The sequence below is a fragment of the Neorhizobium sp. PAMB6716 genome (assembly GCF_058242805.1).
This window is the reverse complement of record NZ_CM177835.1, coordinates 1,427,187-1,442,719: the sequence shown is the minus strand read 5'-3', so window position 1 is coordinate 1,442,719 and position 15,533 is coordinate 1,427,187. Positions and strand designations below refer to the sequence as shown.

The following is a 15,533-nucleotide window of genomic DNA, read 5'->3' as shown; positions in this document are numbered from 1 at the left end:
GCTGATTGCGTTTTATCGCCTTGTTACTGGCAGGCAAAACGGCTTTCGTCGCTGCCGGACCCACCGGTAAATCGGGTCACCTTCGGAGTGGGGCAATAGAGGAAACGGCTGCCGACAAGGCCTGCCGCCTCCTTGTTGCCAGCTGTGATCCCGGCCGTAATCCCCTCCGGGGCCTTGCCCTTTTCCACCCAGGCGACAAGCGCCGAGAAGAAATCGAAATCGTCATAGGACGGACCGCTGGCACCATGCGGCATGCCGGGTATGCGGTAGAGTTTGACGAAATCGCCAGCCTTGCCGCCATTGTTTTCATCAAGCTTGCGATACCAGTTGACGGTATCGAGAACCGAAAACACCGGGTCCGCATTGCCGTGGAACACGATCATCTTGTGGCCGGCCGCATGAAACGCCTTGAGGTCAGGATTGTCGGCACCGGGCGGGATCATCACCTGAGCTGCCGATTCGCCAAAGGTCGCATCGGTCGCAAAGATTTTTGGCGCATCCCGGTCGAAGTCAAAGTTCAGGAGGAAATCCTGCAGGGCCTGCGGCGTGCCTCCAACAGCCGTCGGCGGCGTCGTAAACACCTGCGCCAGCGAGGCGGCCCCCATCACCGCGATGATCGGCTTCTTGCCCCAGGGCTCGACAGCGCTTTCCAGCTTCCAGCCGCGCCAATTGCCGGATGCCATGCCCGGATCCCAGACCCATTCGCTGTAAAGCTGCTCGCCCTTGCTGTTCTTCGGCCCCTCATGGCTTTTGGTGAGGGCTGCGATCTGCGCCGGCGACAGGCAATCCTTGTCACCGTCCTTGGCGCATTGCAGCACCTGCGGCTTGAACGCCGTCTGGCAGGCTGCCGAATCGGCCACGATGCCGTCGGCTAAACCATCGAGCCCATCGCAGGCGGCCAGAATACCCTTGGCGAGAACCGCCATGTCATCGCGGGAAAAAGCCTTGGCGATATCGGTGTTGACGGAAGACCAGGCTTTTATGTCATGCGCGTGCTGAATGGCGGCTTTTGGCAGGTTGAAGCCGGGATAACCGGAAAGAATGCCGTCGAAGATCTCGGGCATGCGGGTTGCCGCCATCAGGCCGTGACGGCCGCCGTTCGAACTGCCGATCCCATAGGTATATTCGGCCGGCTTCCCATAGCGGATCTCCACAAGCTTTTCCGCCAGCGGGTTCAGCGTCGCCACGGCCGAATAGCCATAATCGCGGCGCGCCTGCGGATCAAAACCGAAGGCTGCGCCGCCGGCAATGCCCTTTTCCGGGTTGGCCTTGCCATCGTGGCCGGCATCGCTGGAAACGACCGCGTATCCACGCGACAGCGCCGTATCCTTTTTGTTGCCGCCGAGAAGCGGCCCGAGTGCCGGCACCACGACGCCATCATTGCCGCCGTTGAACTGGTGGACGAAACGGCCGTTCCACGTGTCGGGCAGGCGCAGTTCGAATTGGACCGCATAATCCTTGCCGTCAGCGCCTTTGTGCTCTCCCGCCTTGCCGCGCACGAGGCAATGGGCAACGGGTATCTCGTCGCTTGCCGGCGTCGCCACCGCTTCCGTTAGTGTCACTCCATCCAGGTGATGGCCGGCATCACGCAACTGCGCACAATCGACCGCCGCCATCGCAAGACCCGGTCCGCAAAACACCGCCAGTGCTGCGGCACCCCCAAATAAGGCTTTCATCATAAGCTCCTCCCAAAGCATGTCTGTCGCAAGACGCCGCCTCCGCACCGTCCATGGCTGGAACATAACACCGGAATTATTGGCAAAATAGTAAGTGTTGCCTATTAATTTTTGCGCGGACGTCCCGGTTGTCTCTCTTGACGGCGGGCGATGCGGCTAGCAGATAAGGGGCATGAAGGCTTCCGACGCAGATATTCTCATCATCCCCGGTTATACCAATTCCGGCCCCACCCATTGGCAGACCCGTTGGGAGAACAAGCTCCAGACGGCGCGGCGCGTCGAGCAGGCGGAGTGGTCGAAACCCGTGCGCGAAGACTGGGTGGAACGGGTGGCGCAGGAGGTTAACGCCTCGTCGCGCCCGGTGGTGCTGGTCGCCCATTCGCTGGGCGTTGCGGCCGCCATCCATGCCGTCCCGCAGTTTCGTCAGAAGGTGGCCGGCGCGTTTTTCGTGGCACCGCCTGACGTCGCCAATCCGGCCATCCGTCCCAAACACCTGATGACCTTCGGGCCCTACCCGCGCGACCCGCTGCCCTTCCCCTCCATGACGATTGCCAGCCGCAACGACCCCTTCGGCTCCTATGACCATGCCGATGATATTGCCGGCGCATGGGGCTCGCTTCTCATCGATGCCGGTGAAGCCGGCCACATCAATGCCGAATCGGGTCATGGCCCCTGGCCGGAGGGAACCATGGTCTTTGCCAAATTCCTCTCCGGGCTGAAGGTCTGATCAGAGATAAATCAACCGGCCATTAAGTAAAATATTTAACGTCACTTCACGAAACTACGTTAAGGTTATCCCGACAATAGATCACAAGACGGGATAAAGCGCTGGTGCTGGCGGATTACGGTATTCCTGACCGAACTTTGAACGGGACGGAACTTGATGACCTTGCAGTGCTTGCAGCCGGCATCGACAAGGTGCCCTTTGCAACCGTGATGTTGGAACAGCAAAGCGGCCGCTTTCTGCATGCGAATGCACCGTTCAAGGATGGTTGGCACCGTGTCTCGGCAAGGCCGGACGCCCGTGACCTTGCAAACCTCGTCGATCCGGATGACAGGCCGGCTCTTGCCCTGATGTTTGAGCAGGCCGCGTCTTTTCCCGGGGTGCCTGCCGCCGCCGTTCAGCTTCGTGTACCGCTTGCCGATGGCACGATCAAATGGGCGCTTGCCTCCTGCAGCCTCGGGCCGGCCTCAAAAGGCGGTGAAAACCCGGTCGCCATCGTGCAACTGGCTGATATCTCGCCACAGAAGCGGGCCGAGGACGACATCGCCGCGCGCGAAATCCGCTGGAACAGTGCCCTCGTCAGCTCCGTCTCCGGCGTCTGGGACCACCACTATGCCGTGGGCCAGAAATATTATTCGCCCACCTGGCGCCTTATTCGCGGCATGTCTGCCGATGATCCGCTGCCGCCGACCAAGGACGCGTGGATCAAGCTTCTCCATCCCGATGATGTGGAGTTTACCCTCCATGCCATGGAACGGCAGGAGGCAGGTGACCCCGAATTCCAGATGTTCCAGTACCGCGAGCGCCATGCCGACGGCCACTGGATCTGGATCGAATGTCGCGGGGCCTGCATCGAGCGGGCGCCGGATGGCCGGCCGCTGCGTGTCGTCGGCACCGATACCGATGTCACCGCGCGCAAGCAGGCCGAACATGGTCGGGCGCAAATGTCTCGCCGTCTGGAAATGGCACTCAGCATTTCCGGCGTTGGTGTCTACGAGGCCGATATGGTCTCCGGAGAGGTCTACTGGGACGAGCGTATGTACGAAATGTACGGCCTCGATCCCTCCGCGCCCGTGTCCGTCGGGCGAACCTGGGAAAGCTTTCTGCATGCGGACGACCGGCCGCGTGTCCTGGCCTCCGTTGCCGGCAACACGCAGCAGAACCGCCGTTACTGGGATCAGTATCGCATCGTGCTGAAAAGCGGCGAGGAACGGGTGATCCGCAGCTGCTCTATGAGCTTTGTCGATACCGACGGTCATCTGAAGATGGTCGGTGCCAACTGGGATATCACCAAGGACGTCACCCTGCAACAGGAACTGGAGCGGGCGCGGCTTCTGGCTGAAGCTCGAAACCGCGAGCTGGAAACAGCTCGGGTGGACATCGAACACAATGCCATGCACGATTACCTGACGGGCCTGCCCAATCGCCGTTATCTCGATGACGTGCTGATGCGCCAAGCCCATCGATGCGCGGTCGACGGCGGTTCGCTCGCCGTGCTGCACATCGATCTCGATGGGTTCAAGCAGATCAACGATACGCTCGGCCACAATGCCGGTGATGCGATCCTGCGCCACGCGGCGCTGGTGTTGAAGGACAGTGCCCGCGCCGACGAATTCGTCGCGCGCATCGGCGGTGACGAATTCGTCCTGGTGACGCCGGCCGTCGGCGGCGCGCGAAAACTCTCCAGCCTTGCCGATCGCATCATCCGGCAGTTGCGCAAGCCGGTGCTGCATGAAGGGCGCGAATGCCGGTTCGGCGCCAGCATCGGCATCGCCTGGTCGCAAGGCACGGAGATCGACGCCAAGCAGTTGCTGCTCAATGCCGACATGGCGCTTTACCGTGCCAAGAACGCCGGCAGAAACCGGCATGAATTCTATTCGCCGGATACCCATCAGGAAATCGTCAGAGCCAAAAGAACGGCCGACGACATTCTCTTGGGCCTCGAGGAAGGCCAGTTCCTGCCAGCCTACCAGTTGCAGTTCGATGCCCGCACGCTGGATGTCTGCGGCGCCGAAACGCTGGCGCGCTGGCAACACCCGCAACATGGCCTGCTGACGCCCGAGCATTTTCTGTCGACCGCCGAGGATATCGATGCCGTGGCCATGATCGATGCGATCATTCTCGACCACGCGCTGAAGGACTTTGCCCGATGGCGGGCGGGCGGCGTTCCGGTGCCGAAAATCTCCGCCAACGTCTCCTACCGCCGGCTGCTCGACCCAACCCTGCTGCGCAAGCTCACACGCAAGAACATTGCGGCCGGCACACTTTCCTTCGAACTGCTGGAATCAACCTTCCTCGATGACTGCGGCGAAGACGTGATGCGCACGCTCGAGCAGTTGAAACGTCTTGGCATCGAGATCGAGATCGATGATTTCGGCTCCGGCCATGCCTCCATCGTCAGCCTGCTCAGGCTCAACCCGTCCGCCCTGAAGATCGATCGCCAGCTGGTCAAGCAACTGCCGGAATCAGCCGGGCAGCGAAGGCTGGCGCGTTCCATCGTCGAGATTGGAAAATCGCTGGATATCAGGGTGATCGCCGAGGGGGTCGAAACGATGGCGCATGCCAGCATCCTGAAGGAACTCGGCTGCGATGTGCTTCAGGGCTTTGCACTGGCAAAACCGATGCCGTTCGAAGAGGTTGGCCCCTTCATCCGCGGACAATCCTGGCGCTAGGCCTGCTGCTGAGGCACCGCCCGTGGCTCGATCGAGAAGGCCTGCCGACAAGGCGGCAGGCTTGCGCAGGCGGCGATCAATCAGGCGGTTGCGTCACATCTTAAACGGCGCGCATGTCTTCCAGCACTTCGGCCAGCATCTTGGCGAGGCGTCCGGCAAGGTCAACCTCGTCGAAGCGCACTTCGGCTGCGGCAAATTCTTCGCGCAACCGCTTCAGCAGATGCTGGTCATCGTGATGTTCGACGGCCCAGATGGCAAATTCCTCGGCATAGGCAATGGGATTTTCCTTGCCGAGCAACTGTCCGGCCCACAGGCCGACCAGCTTGTTGCGCCGCGCCTCGGCGCGAAACTGGATGGTCTGCTCAAAGGCATACCGGTCTTCGAGCGCCCGCGCCCGGTCACGTAATGTAATCATTCCTGGTCCCCGCTGAGATACGCTATGATCGTGGCGCTCAGGCCAGACAAGGTGAAACTGCCCGAGAAGATTTGCCAAACCGTGTAGGGTCACGGTGAACGATTCGTTCCGGGCTGCTTCATCCCGCACAATGTGGCGTCGGCGCGCATTGTGAAACGGACCGTTTTCCGTTATGGGACCGCTCAAACGCCATCCACGGCGTCACCTCGACGCCCAACCAGACGAGATAAGAACTCATGAATCGTCGCCGCCGTATTTACGAAGGCAAGGCCAAGATCCTGTATGAAGGGCCGGAACCGGGCACACTGATCCAGTTCTTCAAGGACGATGCGACTGCCTTCAACAAGAAGAAGCACGACATCATCGATGGCAAGGGCGTGCTGAACAACCGTATCTGCGAATACATTTTCACGCATCTGAACAAGATCGGCATTCCCACCCATTTCATCCGCCGGATGAACATGCGCGAGCAGCTGATCAAGGAAGTGGAGATGATTCCGCTCGAGATCGTCGTGCGCAATGTCGCCGCCGGCTCGCTCTCGGAGCGGCTGGGGATCGAGGAAGGCGTCGTGCTGCCGCGCTCGATCATCGAGTTCTACTACAAGTCGGATGCGCTGAACGACCCGATGGTGTCGGAAGAGCACATCACCGCGTTTGGCTGGGCAAACCCCGCCGAGCTTGACGACATCATGGCGCTGGCCATCCGCGTCAACGATTTTCTCTCCGGCCTCTTCCTCGGCGTCGGCATCCAGCTCGTCGATTTCAAGATCGAATGCGGGCGCCTGTTCGAAGGCGACATGATGCGCATCATCCTTGCCGACGAAATCTCGCCGGACAGCTGCCGCCTCTGGGACATCGAGACCAAGGAGCGCATGGACAAGGACCGTTTCCGCCGTGACATGGGCGGCCTGGTCGAAGCCTATTCCGAGGTGGCCCGCCGTCTCGGCATCATCAACGAAAACGAACCGATCCGCGGCACCGGCCCGGTTCTGGTGCAGTAAAGCCTTAAGGAGCAGTCAGTGATCAAGGCACGCGTAACCGTCACGTTGAAGAACGGCGTTCTCGACCCGCAGGGCAAGGCTATTGAGGGGGCGCTCGGCAGCCTCGGCTTCGATGGTGTCCATCAGATCCGCCAGGGCAAGGTGTTCGACCTCGAACTCGACACATCCGACCGCGCCAAGGCGGAAGAGTACCTGAAGGCCATGTGCGAAAAGCTGCTGGCCAACACGGTCATCGAGAACTATTCTATCGCTCTGCTTTAGGGAACTCAGCGGAGGATCTTCGCATGGCCGATATGTCCAATGACCTCATGTATGAGCTTTTGAAGCGGGTGCATGCGGATATTGCGGATGTGAAACTGGGCCAGCGCGAAATAAAGGCCGAAGTGAATGCGATGCGGGGCGCGATGGTGGCCCTGCATCAGGATATCCATAGCCTTCACACGACTCTGGCGCGACACGAGTTGCGTCTCGACCGCATCGAAAACCGTCTCGAACTTCGAGAACTGGCAGAAGCACAAGCAAGGTTTGAGCCCCACCCATGAAGTCCGCCGTCGTCCAGCTCCCCGGCCTTAACCGTGACCGGGACATGATTGCCGCCCTCACCCGCATTTCCGGACAGGCTCCGGTCACCGTCTGGCAGACCGAGACCGAAATCCCTGATGTTGACCTCATCGTCATCCCCGGCGGGTTTTCCTATGGCGATTACCTGCGCTGCGGGGCGATTGCCGCACGCATGCCGGTCATGCAGGCCATCCGCGAAAAAGCCGCGCAGGGCGTCAAGGTTCTGGGCGTCTGCAACGGTTTCCAGATTCTCGTCGAGGCCGGCATGTTGCCGGGTGCCCTGATGCGCAACACCTCGCTGAAATTCGTCTGCAGGGAAGTGAAGCTCGAAGTGGTGAATGCCGAGACGGATTTCACCCGGGCCTATGCGCAAGGCCAGATCATCCGCTGCCCGGTTGCCCATCACGACGGCAATTATTTTGTCGAGGCCGAAACGCTGAAGGCGATGGAAGACAAGGGCCAGGTGGTGTTCCGTTATGCCGAGGGCACCAACCCGAACGGCTCGATGATGGATATTGCCGGTGTCGTCAACGAGGCGGGCAATGTGCTCGGCATGATGCCGCATCCGGAAAACCTCATCGAGGCCGCCCATGGCGGAACCGACGGTCGCGGTATTTTTGCCTCGGCGCTCGATGTCATCGCTGCCTGAGGCTTAGCCTGAGGCCATCTCCACATCTGACACGCCACCTTGGCGCCGGGCATAGTTTCGACATGCACGGCGCATATCGTCTTTGTGCCCGACATGCCTCTGAACCCGCTCCGGTTCAAGGCACCGTCTGGCCGCACATCCCCTTGAACCGGACCTTTTCCCGATGAAAACCAGCACCGCCCTTGCCCTTCTTGCCACAGCCATGGTGGCGCTTTCGGGCTGCAAACCGGAACGTCCGGCACCGGTCGCCGTCAACCGCGGTGCATTGCCCACGATGGAGCGGGTGGCAATCGCGGCCAATGGTTGCTGGTTCAAGTCCGCCGATCCGGCCTTTGCCGCCTATCGACTGGCACCGGAACTCAATTCGTTTTCTGGCCGACCGCGCATTCTTGCCGTACCGAAGAACAGTCCGGAATCGCGCCCGCTCCTCGTCGTCCAGGCCGAAGGCAGCCCTGCCCGCCTGGATGCCTTCGGGCCGATGATGGAGGGTGTCCATGGTGCGCGCATCCGCAAGGATATCCAGCGCTGGGCAGCCGGCGGCAAGGGCTGCTGACACTCCATCGCAGACCGCCTTTTCCTGATACCTGTGTCTGTGATTCGCAGCACCTGACCCTGTCGGATCTTTCCAAGGCACAGGCTGTCGCCCCCCCAGAAAGGTGGAGCGGCCCATTGTGAAACACGCCGGCTGCTTCAAAACGGGCGATGGGCGTCTTGATCGTGCAACACCTTTGTCGCTTTTTCGCCACAAGTGCCGCACGCGGCGCTTTGAAGTCTTGCGTTAACTGCGGCCGACCGAATAGCTTGGCCAAGCTGATGCTTCGGACAGCCGTTGCAACGCATCTGACTTCAACGGAGTTGACCCGAACGATGACCCATACCGCGGTCGCCAGGCTGGCGCTTTCCCTGTTCGTTTCCGCAAGCGCAATACTTGCCTCCTCCTCGCTGTCCGTCGCGCAGGAGCCGCTGTTCGATGAAGCCCGTTTCGGGTCGCTCGTTGCCATAGACAAGACCGATACCAATGATGAAAAGGGCGCCTTCATCAACGGCATGGTGCTGTTCGATCCATGGGATCATGACAACACGCCGGGATGGCGCAAGCTCATCCGCCCGCGCATCCATGTCGGGGCCGATATTTCCACGGCCGGCGAAACCAATCAGGCCTATGCCGGCTTTTCCTGGACGGCCAATCTCGGTGAACGTTTCTTCCTCGAAGCCGGTTTTGGCGGCAGCCTGAACGATGGCAAGCGCGAGCCTGATGGCGGACGCGGACCCTTTGTCGGCTGCCACACGCTGTTTCATGAATATGTCGCCGCCGGTGTCAATCTCGACAAGAACTGGCGCCTCATCGCCATGGCCGAGCATTCCTCGCACGCCAATCTCTGCGGGGACACGAACAATGGTCTTTCGCGCGGCGGTGTGATGCTGGGCTACAAGTTCTAGATTCGCCATAACGCAGATGGCTGAGAAATGAGTTGGGCGTGACCGGAAATTTCCTGTCGCGCCCTTTTCTCTTCTAGGCTAAAGAGACGCCAGTCTGGACCGCCACTAGAGAAGACGATGACCATTTCCAATACGATTGCGATCACGCCTGACCTCATTGCCGCGCACGGCCTCAAGCCGGATGAATATCAGCGGATCCTCGATCTGATCGGCCGCGAGCCGAGCTATACGGAGCTTGGCATCTTTTCGGCCATGTGGAACGAGCACTGCTCGTATAAATCCTCGAAAAAATGGCTGCGCACGCTGCCCACCAAGGGGCCGCGCGTCATCCAGGGACCGGGCGAGAACGCCGGTGTCGTTGATATCGACGATGGCGATGTCGTGGTCTTCAAGATGGAAAGCCACAACCACCCCTCCTATATCGAGCCTTACCAGGGGGCTGCCACCGGCGTCGGCGGCATCCTGCGTGACGTCTTCACCATGGGTGCGCGGCCGATCGCTGCCATGAATGCGTTGCGTTTTGGCGCGCCGGACCATGCGAAGACAAAACACCTCGTCTCCGGCGTCGTGTCGGGTGTTGGCGGCTACGGTAACTCCTTCGGCGTGCCGACAGTCGGCGGCGAAGTCGAGTTCGATGCGCGCTACAATGGCAATATCCTCGTCAACGCCTTTGCCGCCGGCCTTGCCAAGGCCGATGGCATCTTCCTGTCGGAAGCCAAGGGCGTCGGCCTTCCTGTTGTCTATCTCGGCGCAAAGACCGGCCGTGATGGCGTCGGCGGCGCCACGATGGCGTCTGCCGAATTTGACGAACAGATCGAGGAAAAGCGCCCGACCGTTCAGGTCGGCGACCCCTTCACAGAAAAATGCCTGCTGGAAGCCTGCCTCGAACTGATGGCCACCGGCGCCGTCATCGCCATTCAGGACATGGGGGCCGCCGGCCTCACCTGTTCGGCGGTTGAAATGGGTGCCAAGGGCGATCTCGGCATCGAGCTGCAGCTTGACCAGGTGCCCGTGCGCGAAGAGCGCATGACCGCCTATGAGATGATGTTGTCGGAAAGCCAGGAGCGCATGCTCATGGTTCTCGAACCCTCCAAGGAGCAGGTTGCCAAGGCGATCTTCGTCAAGTGGGGTCTCGATTTTGCCATTGTCGGCAAGACCACAGATGACCTGCGCTTCCGCGTTATCCATCAGGGTGAGGAAGTGGCAAACCTTCCGATCAAGGAACTCGGCGACGAGGCTCCCGAATATGATCGCCCCTGGCGCGCTTCCGACAAGCGCGCGAGCCTGCCGGCCGAACAGGTGGCCCAGCCCGAAAATTACGGTGAGGCGCTGCTGAAGCTCGTCGGCTCGCCCAACCAGTCCAGCCGCCGCTGGGTTTATGAGCAGTATGACACGCTGATCCAGGGCAATTCCCTGCAGCTTCCGGGCGGCGATGCCGGCGTGGTGCGCGTCGAAAACCATCCGACCAAGGCGCTCGCCTTCTCCTCGGATGTGACGCCGCGTTACGTCGAGGCAGATCCGGTCGAAGGCGGCAAGCAGGCGGTTGCCGAATGCTGGCGCAACATCACCGCAACCGGCGCCGAGCCTTTAGCTGCGACCGACAACCTCAATTTCGGCAATCCCGAAAAGCCCGAGATCATGGGCCAGCTGGTTGGCGCCATCCAGGGCATCGGCGAGGCCTGCCGGGCGCTCGATTTCCCGATCGTCTCCGGCAATGTGTCGCTCTACAACGAAACGAACGGTGTTGCGATCCTGCCGACGCCCACCATTGCCGGCGTGGGCCTGCTGCCGGATTGGTCGAAGATGGCGAAGATCGGCACGGCCAAAGACGGCGACGTTCTCGTCATGATCGGCATTGACGGCAGCCATCTCGGCTCGTCCATCTATCTGCGAGATCTTTTGGGCTCCACCGATGGCCCCGCCCCTGTGGTCGATCTGGCCGCAGAACGCCGCCATGGCGATTTTGTCCGCGCCGCCATCCGCAACGGTCAGGTCACCGCCTGCCACGACATTTCGTCCGGTGGACTTGGTCTTGCCCTGGCTGAAATGGCCATGGCGTCGCTGAAGGGCGCCAAACTGTCTCTGCGTAACTGCCGCGGCCTGCCGCATGCGCTGCTCTTCGGTGAGGACCAGGCGCGTTACGTGATCGCGGTGCCAGCCGATCTTGCCAATTTCATGTGTGCCAGCGCCGAATCGGCGGGCGTTCCCTTCCGCACGCTGGGCTCAGTTGGCGGTGATGCACTTGTCATCGACGATCTCATCAACGTGCCCGTCACGGAACTGGTCAACGCTCACGAAAGCTGGTTCCCGACCTTCATGGCCTGACCATGGCCGCTTGAAATCTCTGGCTGGCACGGGGGTTGTCTGTGCCTGTGCCAGATCCTGTCACTCTGCGCGCATACGTCCTCAGGAATTCTGCGGCAGGCGCTTTGACAATTGCGTGCTTTTTGGCACTCTTCATCAAAAGCACGGAAAGACTGTAATGGAAGGAAAGACCTGATGGCGATGCGTCCCGGCGAAATCGAAGACATGATCAAAGCCGGCATTCCCGGTGCCAAGGTCACCATCCGGGATCTCGCCGGCGATGGCGACCATTACGCGGCAGAAGTCGTGGCGGAAGCCTTTCGTGGCAAGACCCGCGTGCAGCAGCACCAGATGGTCTATGAGGCGCTGAAGGGAAACATGGGCGGCGTTCTGCATGCCCTGGCACTGCAGACATCGGCACCTGCTGACTGAACGACTGTCATAATTTACGGCTAAAGCACGATGGCTGCGCGGAATTGATCGCTTCAATGTGAATGCGGTGCTGGAATTTCCCATCGTGCATGTTATTTAAGGCCCTGAGACAGTCCGGACCTTGAATCCGGACAGACAAGGATGGAAGCGATGAGCGGAATTACTGATTTGATTGACAGCGAAGTGAAGGGCAACGACGTCGTTGTCTTCATGAAGGGCACCCCACAGTTCCCGCAATGTGGCTTTTCCGGCCAGGTTGTGCAGATCCTCGATTACCTCGGCGTGGACTACAAGGGCATTAACGTTCTTGCAGACCAGGAAATCCGCCAGGGCATCAAGGATTATTCCAACTGGCCGACCATTCCGCAGCTCTACATCAAGGGTGAATTTGTCGGCGGCTGCGATATCGTGCGCGAAATGTTCCAGTCCGGCGAACTTCAGTCCCACTTTCAGGAACAGGGTATCGCCGTTCGCGGCGCTGCCTGATGGCCCTCCGGTCTCTAAAGGGACCATGATCAGTTGAGATCGAGGCGCCGCCTTTTGCGGCGCCTTTTGTATTTTCAGGAATAAAAACCGTGACATCCGCACCGAACATTGCGCCTGCCCGCCTGAAAGGCATGGGCAAGGTAGAATTTATTGCGCTTATGGCCATGCTGATGGCCCTCAATGCGCTCGCCATCGACATCATGCTGCCGGCTCTTCAGGAAATCGGCGCTGCCCTTCAGGTCGAGGATGAGAACGCCCGCCAGTATATCGTCTCGTCCTATCTCTTCGGCTTCGGTTTTGCGCAGCTGCTCTATGGCCCGATGTCGGACCGGTTCGGGCGCCGCCTGCCGATGATCATCGGCCTGGTGATTTATATCATCTGCTCGTTTGCCATCGTTGCCACGCCGTCCTTTGCGCTGCTGCTGGCGCTGCGCTTCATCCAGGGCGCCGGTGCGGCCTCCACCCGCGTTATCACCGTCTCGATCGTGCGCGACGTGTTTGGCGGGCGCGCCATGGCAGAGGTCATGTCGCTTATCATGATGGTGTTCATGATCGTGCCGATCATCGCGCCGGGCACGGGCCAGCTGATCATGCTCGGCGGCGACTGGCACATGATCTTCCTGTTCATCGGTGTCATGGCCATCCTGCTTTTGATCTGGATGTGCATGCGCCTGCCGGAAACGCTGGCGAAAGAAGACGTGCGCCCGCTGACGATGACGTCCGTGGTGGCGGGCTTCCGCATCGTGCTCACCAACCGCGTGGCGCTCTGTTATACGATTTCGGCCACGTTCATCTTCGGCGCCCTGTTCGGTTTCATCAACTCCGCCCAGCAGGTCTATGTCGGCATCTATCAGCTGGGGCACTGGTTCCCGGTGGCCTTTGCAGCCGTTGCTGCCTTCATGTCGCTTGCCTCCTTTATCAACTCGCGCATCGTCGGCCGCTTCGGCATGCGCAAGCTCTCGCACGCCTCCCTGCTCTGCTTCATCCTCGTCACGTTCGTGTGGATGCTGGTGCAGATCTTCGGGCCGCAGCCGATGCCCTTCCTGCTGTTTTTGAGCTTCTTCGGCTGCGCCATGTTCATGTTCGGCTGGATCGGCGCCAACTTCAACTCGCTCGCCATGGAGCCGCTCGGCCATGTCGCCGGCACCGCGTCCTCCGTCCTCGGTTTCATGAGCACGGTCGGCGGTGCCGCCATCGGCGCCGTCATCGGTCAGGCCTTCAATGGAACGGCGCTGCCAATGGTTCTCGGCTTCTTCACCGTGTCGATCATCGGGCTGGTCTTTGTGCTGATCGCGGAAAAGGGCAAACTCTTCCAGGCGCACAATCCTCGCGCATGAGGCGCCAGGCACTGATGAAAAAAAGGCCCCGATGCATCGCACCGGGGCCTTTTTCTTTGGCATGAGAAAGCTTTATGCGATGATTTCATCGCGCAGGCGGTGCCAGCTGTCCGGGTCGCTTGCAACGAGCAGCCCACCCTTCATGTCCGTCGCACGGTAGGGGCTGCCATCGAATTTCGCCGCATGGGCGCCCGCTTCCTGCGAAATCAGCGTGCCGGCGAGGTGATCCCACGGCATCAGCTTGTTGTAGAGCGCAAAATCCACATGTCCGCCGGCCAGCGCACGATATTCCTGCGCCGCACAGCGATAGCAGGCAAACATGCGCACCTTGGCGAGATTGGAGAGGACCCTGCGGCGCTCGTCGCCGAAGAAAAAGCCGGTCGAGGCCAGGCCGATCATCGCATCCAGCGGCTTTGGCGCGGCAACGGACAGCCTGACCGCATCACCATCCGGGCGCCGCAGGTAGGCACCGGCACCCTTTTCCGCCATCACCCAGTCATCGCCCATCGGATCGTAGATGATACCGGCCACCGTCTCGCCCTTGTAGACGACAGAGGCCATGACGCCAAAGGCGGGAATGCCGGAGGCGAAATTGAAGGTGCCATCGACCGGATCGACGATCACGGCAAGATCGGCGCCGGCAATCCGCGTCAGCAGTGCCGGATCGGCGGCGACCGATTCTTCTCCGACAAACAGCGCATCCGGTGCCAGCGTCTCCAGTTCGGCCCTGATCATCCGTTCGGCCTCGATATCGGCCTCTGTCACAAGATCCGTCGCTTCGCTTTTCTCGCGAATGTCATCGGCACCCAGCCGGCGAAAACGCGGCAATATCTCGGCCTTGGCGGCCCGGCGCAAAACGTCGGCAAGCGCCATTACATCAATCGGCATCAGCAAACCTCAATCTTTGGAAACAGGAGCGAGAGCGGAAAAATCAAACAGGGCGGGATCGAGCAGATGTGACGGATTGACGTGGGAAAGCGCCCGCAGCATGCGGTCCTTGCGGCCGGGCATCTGCGTTTCCATCGTCGTCAGCATCGTCTTCATGGCATTGCGCTGCAACCCGTCCTGCGAGCCGCAGAGATCGCAGGGAATGATCGGAAACTGCATGGCGCTTGAAAACTTTTCGAGGTCTTCTTCCGCGCAATAGGCCAGCGGCCGCAGCACCAGAAGATCGCCCTCGTCGTTCAAGAGCTTGGCCGGCATCGCGGCAAGCCGCCCGCCATGAAAAAGGTTCATGAAGAAGGTTTCGAGGATATCGTCGCGGTGATGGCCGAGCACCAGCGCCTCGCAGTTTTCCTCGCGCGCGACGCGATAAAGATTGCCGCGGCGCAGCCGCGAACAGAGCGAACAATAGGTGGCGCCTTCCGGCACCTTTTCCTTCACCACCGAATAGGTGTCGCGGTATTCGATGCGATGGGTCACGCCGATCGAAGAGAGATAATCCGGCAGCACGTGTTTTGGGAAATTCGGCTGGCCCTGGTCGAGATTGCACGCCACAAGCTCGACCGGCAACAGCCCGCGCCATTGCAGGTCCATCAGCAGCGCCAGCAGCGAATAAGAGTCCTTGCCGCCGGAAAGACCGATGAGCCAGCGCTTCTGGCCGTTCAGCATGCCGAAATCATCAAGCGCCTGGCGCACCTGCCTCAGAAGCCGCTTGCGCAGCTTGTTGAAGGCGGTGGTCTGCGGTGCGTTCGCATAAAGCCCGTTCAGAAAACCGTCCGTCTCCGGCAGGCCAGACGCCCCATCTTCGATCTCGTCGATCGCCGCTGCCAGCGTCACATCCGTCTCCAGTCCAGTTGTTCTGCCGAAAGGCGCCACAGGCACCCTCGGCATGAG

The 15,533-nt window shown here is 60.5% G+C and carries 16 protein-coding genes; 12 read left to right on the top strand and 4 right to left on the bottom strand.

Translation table 11 applies throughout. The annotated features are described in order from the left end of the window. Positions 1-23 precede the first annotated feature (23 nt). Entirely contained in the window at positions 24-1,676 is a 1,653-nt protein-coding gene (locus AC4CWH_RS06900) for a tannase/feruloyl esterase family alpha/beta hydrolase (protein ID WP_491320950.1), read from the bottom strand. Between the two features lie 172 nt (positions 1,677-1,848). Between AC4CWH_RS06900 and AC4CWH_RS06895 the strand changes: the two genes are divergently transcribed. Then, positions 1,849-2,403: an RBBP9/YdeN family alpha/beta hydrolase gene (locus AC4CWH_RS06895; protein ID WP_491320949.1), complete on the top strand. Its 555-nt coding sequence runs from the start codon at positions 1,849-1,851 to the stop codon at positions 2,401-2,403. Between the two features lie 104 nt (positions 2,404-2,507). Continuing rightward, positions 2,508-5,072, top strand: coding sequence for a sensor domain-containing protein (locus AC4CWH_RS06890; RefSeq protein WP_491320948.1), 2,565 nt, complete (start codon positions 2,508-2,510; stop codon positions 5,070-5,072). 100 nt (positions 5,073-5,172) lie between these two features. Here AC4CWH_RS06890 and AC4CWH_RS06885 read toward each other — a convergent pair whose 3' ends face one another. Beyond that, entirely contained in the window at positions 5,173-5,487 is a 315-nt protein-coding gene (locus tag AC4CWH_RS06885; protein ID WP_491320947.1) for an ATPase inhibitor subunit zeta, read from the bottom strand. Between the two features lie 236 nt (positions 5,488-5,723). On the opposite strand from AC4CWH_RS06885, the gene purC reads away from it, so the two are divergent. From purC to AC4CWH_RS06835, 10 genes are all read left to right on the top strand, one after another. Continuing rightward, entirely contained in the window at positions 5,724-6,488 is a 765-nt protein-coding gene (gene purC / locus AC4CWH_RS06880) for a phosphoribosylaminoimidazolesuccinocarboxamide synthase (protein WP_491281399.1), read from the top strand. Between the two features lie 18 nt (positions 6,489-6,506). Further along, entirely contained in the window at positions 6,507-6,749 is a 243-nt protein-coding gene (gene purS, locus AC4CWH_RS06875; protein WP_491320946.1) for a phosphoribosylformylglycinamidine synthase subunit PurS, read from the top strand. Positions 6,750-6,772: 23 nt separating this feature from the next. Continuing rightward, the gene (locus AC4CWH_RS06870; RefSeq protein ID WP_491320945.1) at positions 6,773-7,030 is read left to right on the top strand and encodes a hypothetical protein; all 258 of its coding nucleotides are present in this window, start codon (positions 6,773-6,775) and stop codon (positions 7,028-7,030) included. Then, positions 7,027-7,698, top strand: coding sequence for a phosphoribosylformylglycinamidine synthase subunit PurQ (gene purQ / locus AC4CWH_RS06865; protein ID WP_491320944.1), 672 nt, complete (start codon positions 7,027-7,029; stop codon positions 7,696-7,698). Before AC4CWH_RS06870 ends, purQ begins: the two co-directional genes overlap by 4 nt. A gap of 163 nt (positions 7,699-7,861) precedes the next feature. Then, positions 7,862-8,251, top strand: a complete 390-nt coding sequence (locus AC4CWH_RS06860; protein WP_491320943.1) for a hypothetical protein — start codon at positions 7,862-7,864, stop codon at positions 8,249-8,251. A gap of 314 nt (positions 8,252-8,565) precedes the next feature. Continuing rightward, complete coding sequence (locus tag AC4CWH_RS06855) at positions 8,566-9,138, top strand: acyloxyacyl hydrolase (RefSeq protein ID WP_491320942.1); 573 nt, start codon at positions 8,566-8,568, stop codon at positions 9,136-9,138. Positions 9,139-9,255: 117 nt separating this feature from the next. After that, the gene (purL, locus tag AC4CWH_RS06850) at positions 9,256-11,463 is read left to right on the top strand and encodes a phosphoribosylformylglycinamidine synthase subunit PurL (protein ID WP_491320941.1); all 2,208 of its coding nucleotides are present in this window, start codon (positions 9,256-9,258) and stop codon (positions 11,461-11,463) included. Positions 11,464-11,637: 174 nt separating this feature from the next. Beyond that, complete coding sequence (locus tag AC4CWH_RS06845; protein ID WP_491281392.1) at positions 11,638-11,874, top strand: BolA/IbaG family iron-sulfur metabolism protein; 237 nt, start codon at positions 11,638-11,640, stop codon at positions 11,872-11,874. A gap of 150 nt (positions 11,875-12,024) precedes the next feature. Then, positions 12,025-12,360 (top strand): Grx4 family monothiol glutaredoxin, encoded by a 336-nt coding sequence (grxD, locus tag AC4CWH_RS06840; protein ID WP_491281391.1) that lies wholly within the window; start codon positions 12,025-12,027, stop codon positions 12,358-12,360. A gap of 131 nt (positions 12,361-12,491) precedes the next feature. Continuing rightward, on the top strand, positions 12,492-13,697 hold the full coding sequence (locus tag AC4CWH_RS06835; RefSeq protein ID WP_491321375.1) for a multidrug effflux MFS transporter: 1,206 nt from the start codon (positions 12,492-12,494) through the stop codon (positions 13,695-13,697). Positions 13,698-13,769: 72 nt separating this feature from the next. Here the strand turns inward: AC4CWH_RS06835 and AC4CWH_RS06830 are convergent, their stop codons facing one another. Both AC4CWH_RS06830 and ttcA read right to left on the bottom strand, forming a co-directional pair. After that, positions 13,770-14,585: an inositol monophosphatase family protein gene (locus tag AC4CWH_RS06830; protein ID WP_491320940.1), complete on the bottom strand. Its 816-nt coding sequence runs from the start codon at positions 14,583-14,585 to the stop codon at positions 13,770-13,772. Between the two features lie 9 nt (positions 14,586-14,594). Beyond that, positions 14,595-15,476 (bottom strand): tRNA 2-thiocytidine(32) synthetase TtcA, encoded by an 882-nt coding sequence (gene ttcA / locus AC4CWH_RS06825; RefSeq protein ID WP_491320939.1) that lies wholly within the window; start codon positions 15,474-15,476, stop codon positions 14,595-14,597. Positions 15,477-15,533: the final 57 nt, after the last annotated feature.

Bases quoted from the DNA above. Each gene is read 5' to 3' on its own strand.
- AC4CWH_RS06900 (WP_491320950.1), bottom strand. From the start codon at position 1,676: ATGAAAGCCTTATTTGGGGGTGCCGCAGCACTGGCGGTGTTTTGCGGA.
- AC4CWH_RS06895 (WP_491320949.1), top strand. From the start codon at position 1,849: ATGAAGGCTTCCGACGCAGATATTCTCATCATCCCCGGTTATACCAAT.
- AC4CWH_RS06885 (WP_491320947.1), bottom strand. From the start codon at position 5,487: ATGATTACATTACGTGACCGGGCGCGGGCGCTCGAAGACCGGTATGCC.
- purC (WP_491281399.1), top strand. From the start codon at position 5,724: ATGAATCGTCGCCGCCGTATTTACGAAGGCAAGGCCAAGATCCTGTAT.
- AC4CWH_RS06870 (WP_491320945.1), top strand. From the start codon at position 6,773: ATGGCCGATATGTCCAATGACCTCATGTATGAGCTTTTGAAGCGGGTG.
- purQ (WP_491320944.1), top strand. From the start codon at position 7,027: ATGAAGTCCGCCGTCGTCCAGCTCCCCGGCCTTAACCGTGACCGGGAC.
- AC4CWH_RS06860 (WP_491320943.1), top strand. From the start codon at position 7,862: ATGAAAACCAGCACCGCCCTTGCCCTTCTTGCCACAGCCATGGTGGCG.
- AC4CWH_RS06855 (WP_491320942.1), top strand. From the start codon at position 8,566: ATGACCCATACCGCGGTCGCCAGGCTGGCGCTTTCCCTGTTCGTTTCC.
- purL (WP_491320941.1), top strand. From the start codon at position 9,256: ATGACCATTTCCAATACGATTGCGATCACGCCTGACCTCATTGCCGCG.
- AC4CWH_RS06845 (WP_491281392.1), top strand. From the start codon at position 11,638: ATGGCGATGCGTCCCGGCGAAATCGAAGACATGATCAAAGCCGGCATT.
- grxD (WP_491281391.1), top strand. From the start codon at position 12,025: ATGAGCGGAATTACTGATTTGATTGACAGCGAAGTGAAGGGCAACGAC.
- AC4CWH_RS06835 (WP_491321375.1), top strand. From the start codon at position 12,492: ATGGGCAAGGTAGAATTTATTGCGCTTATGGCCATGCTGATGGCCCTC.
- AC4CWH_RS06830 (WP_491320940.1), bottom strand. From the start codon at position 14,585: ATGCCGATTGATGTAATGGCGCTTGCCGACGTTTTGCGCCGGGCCGCC.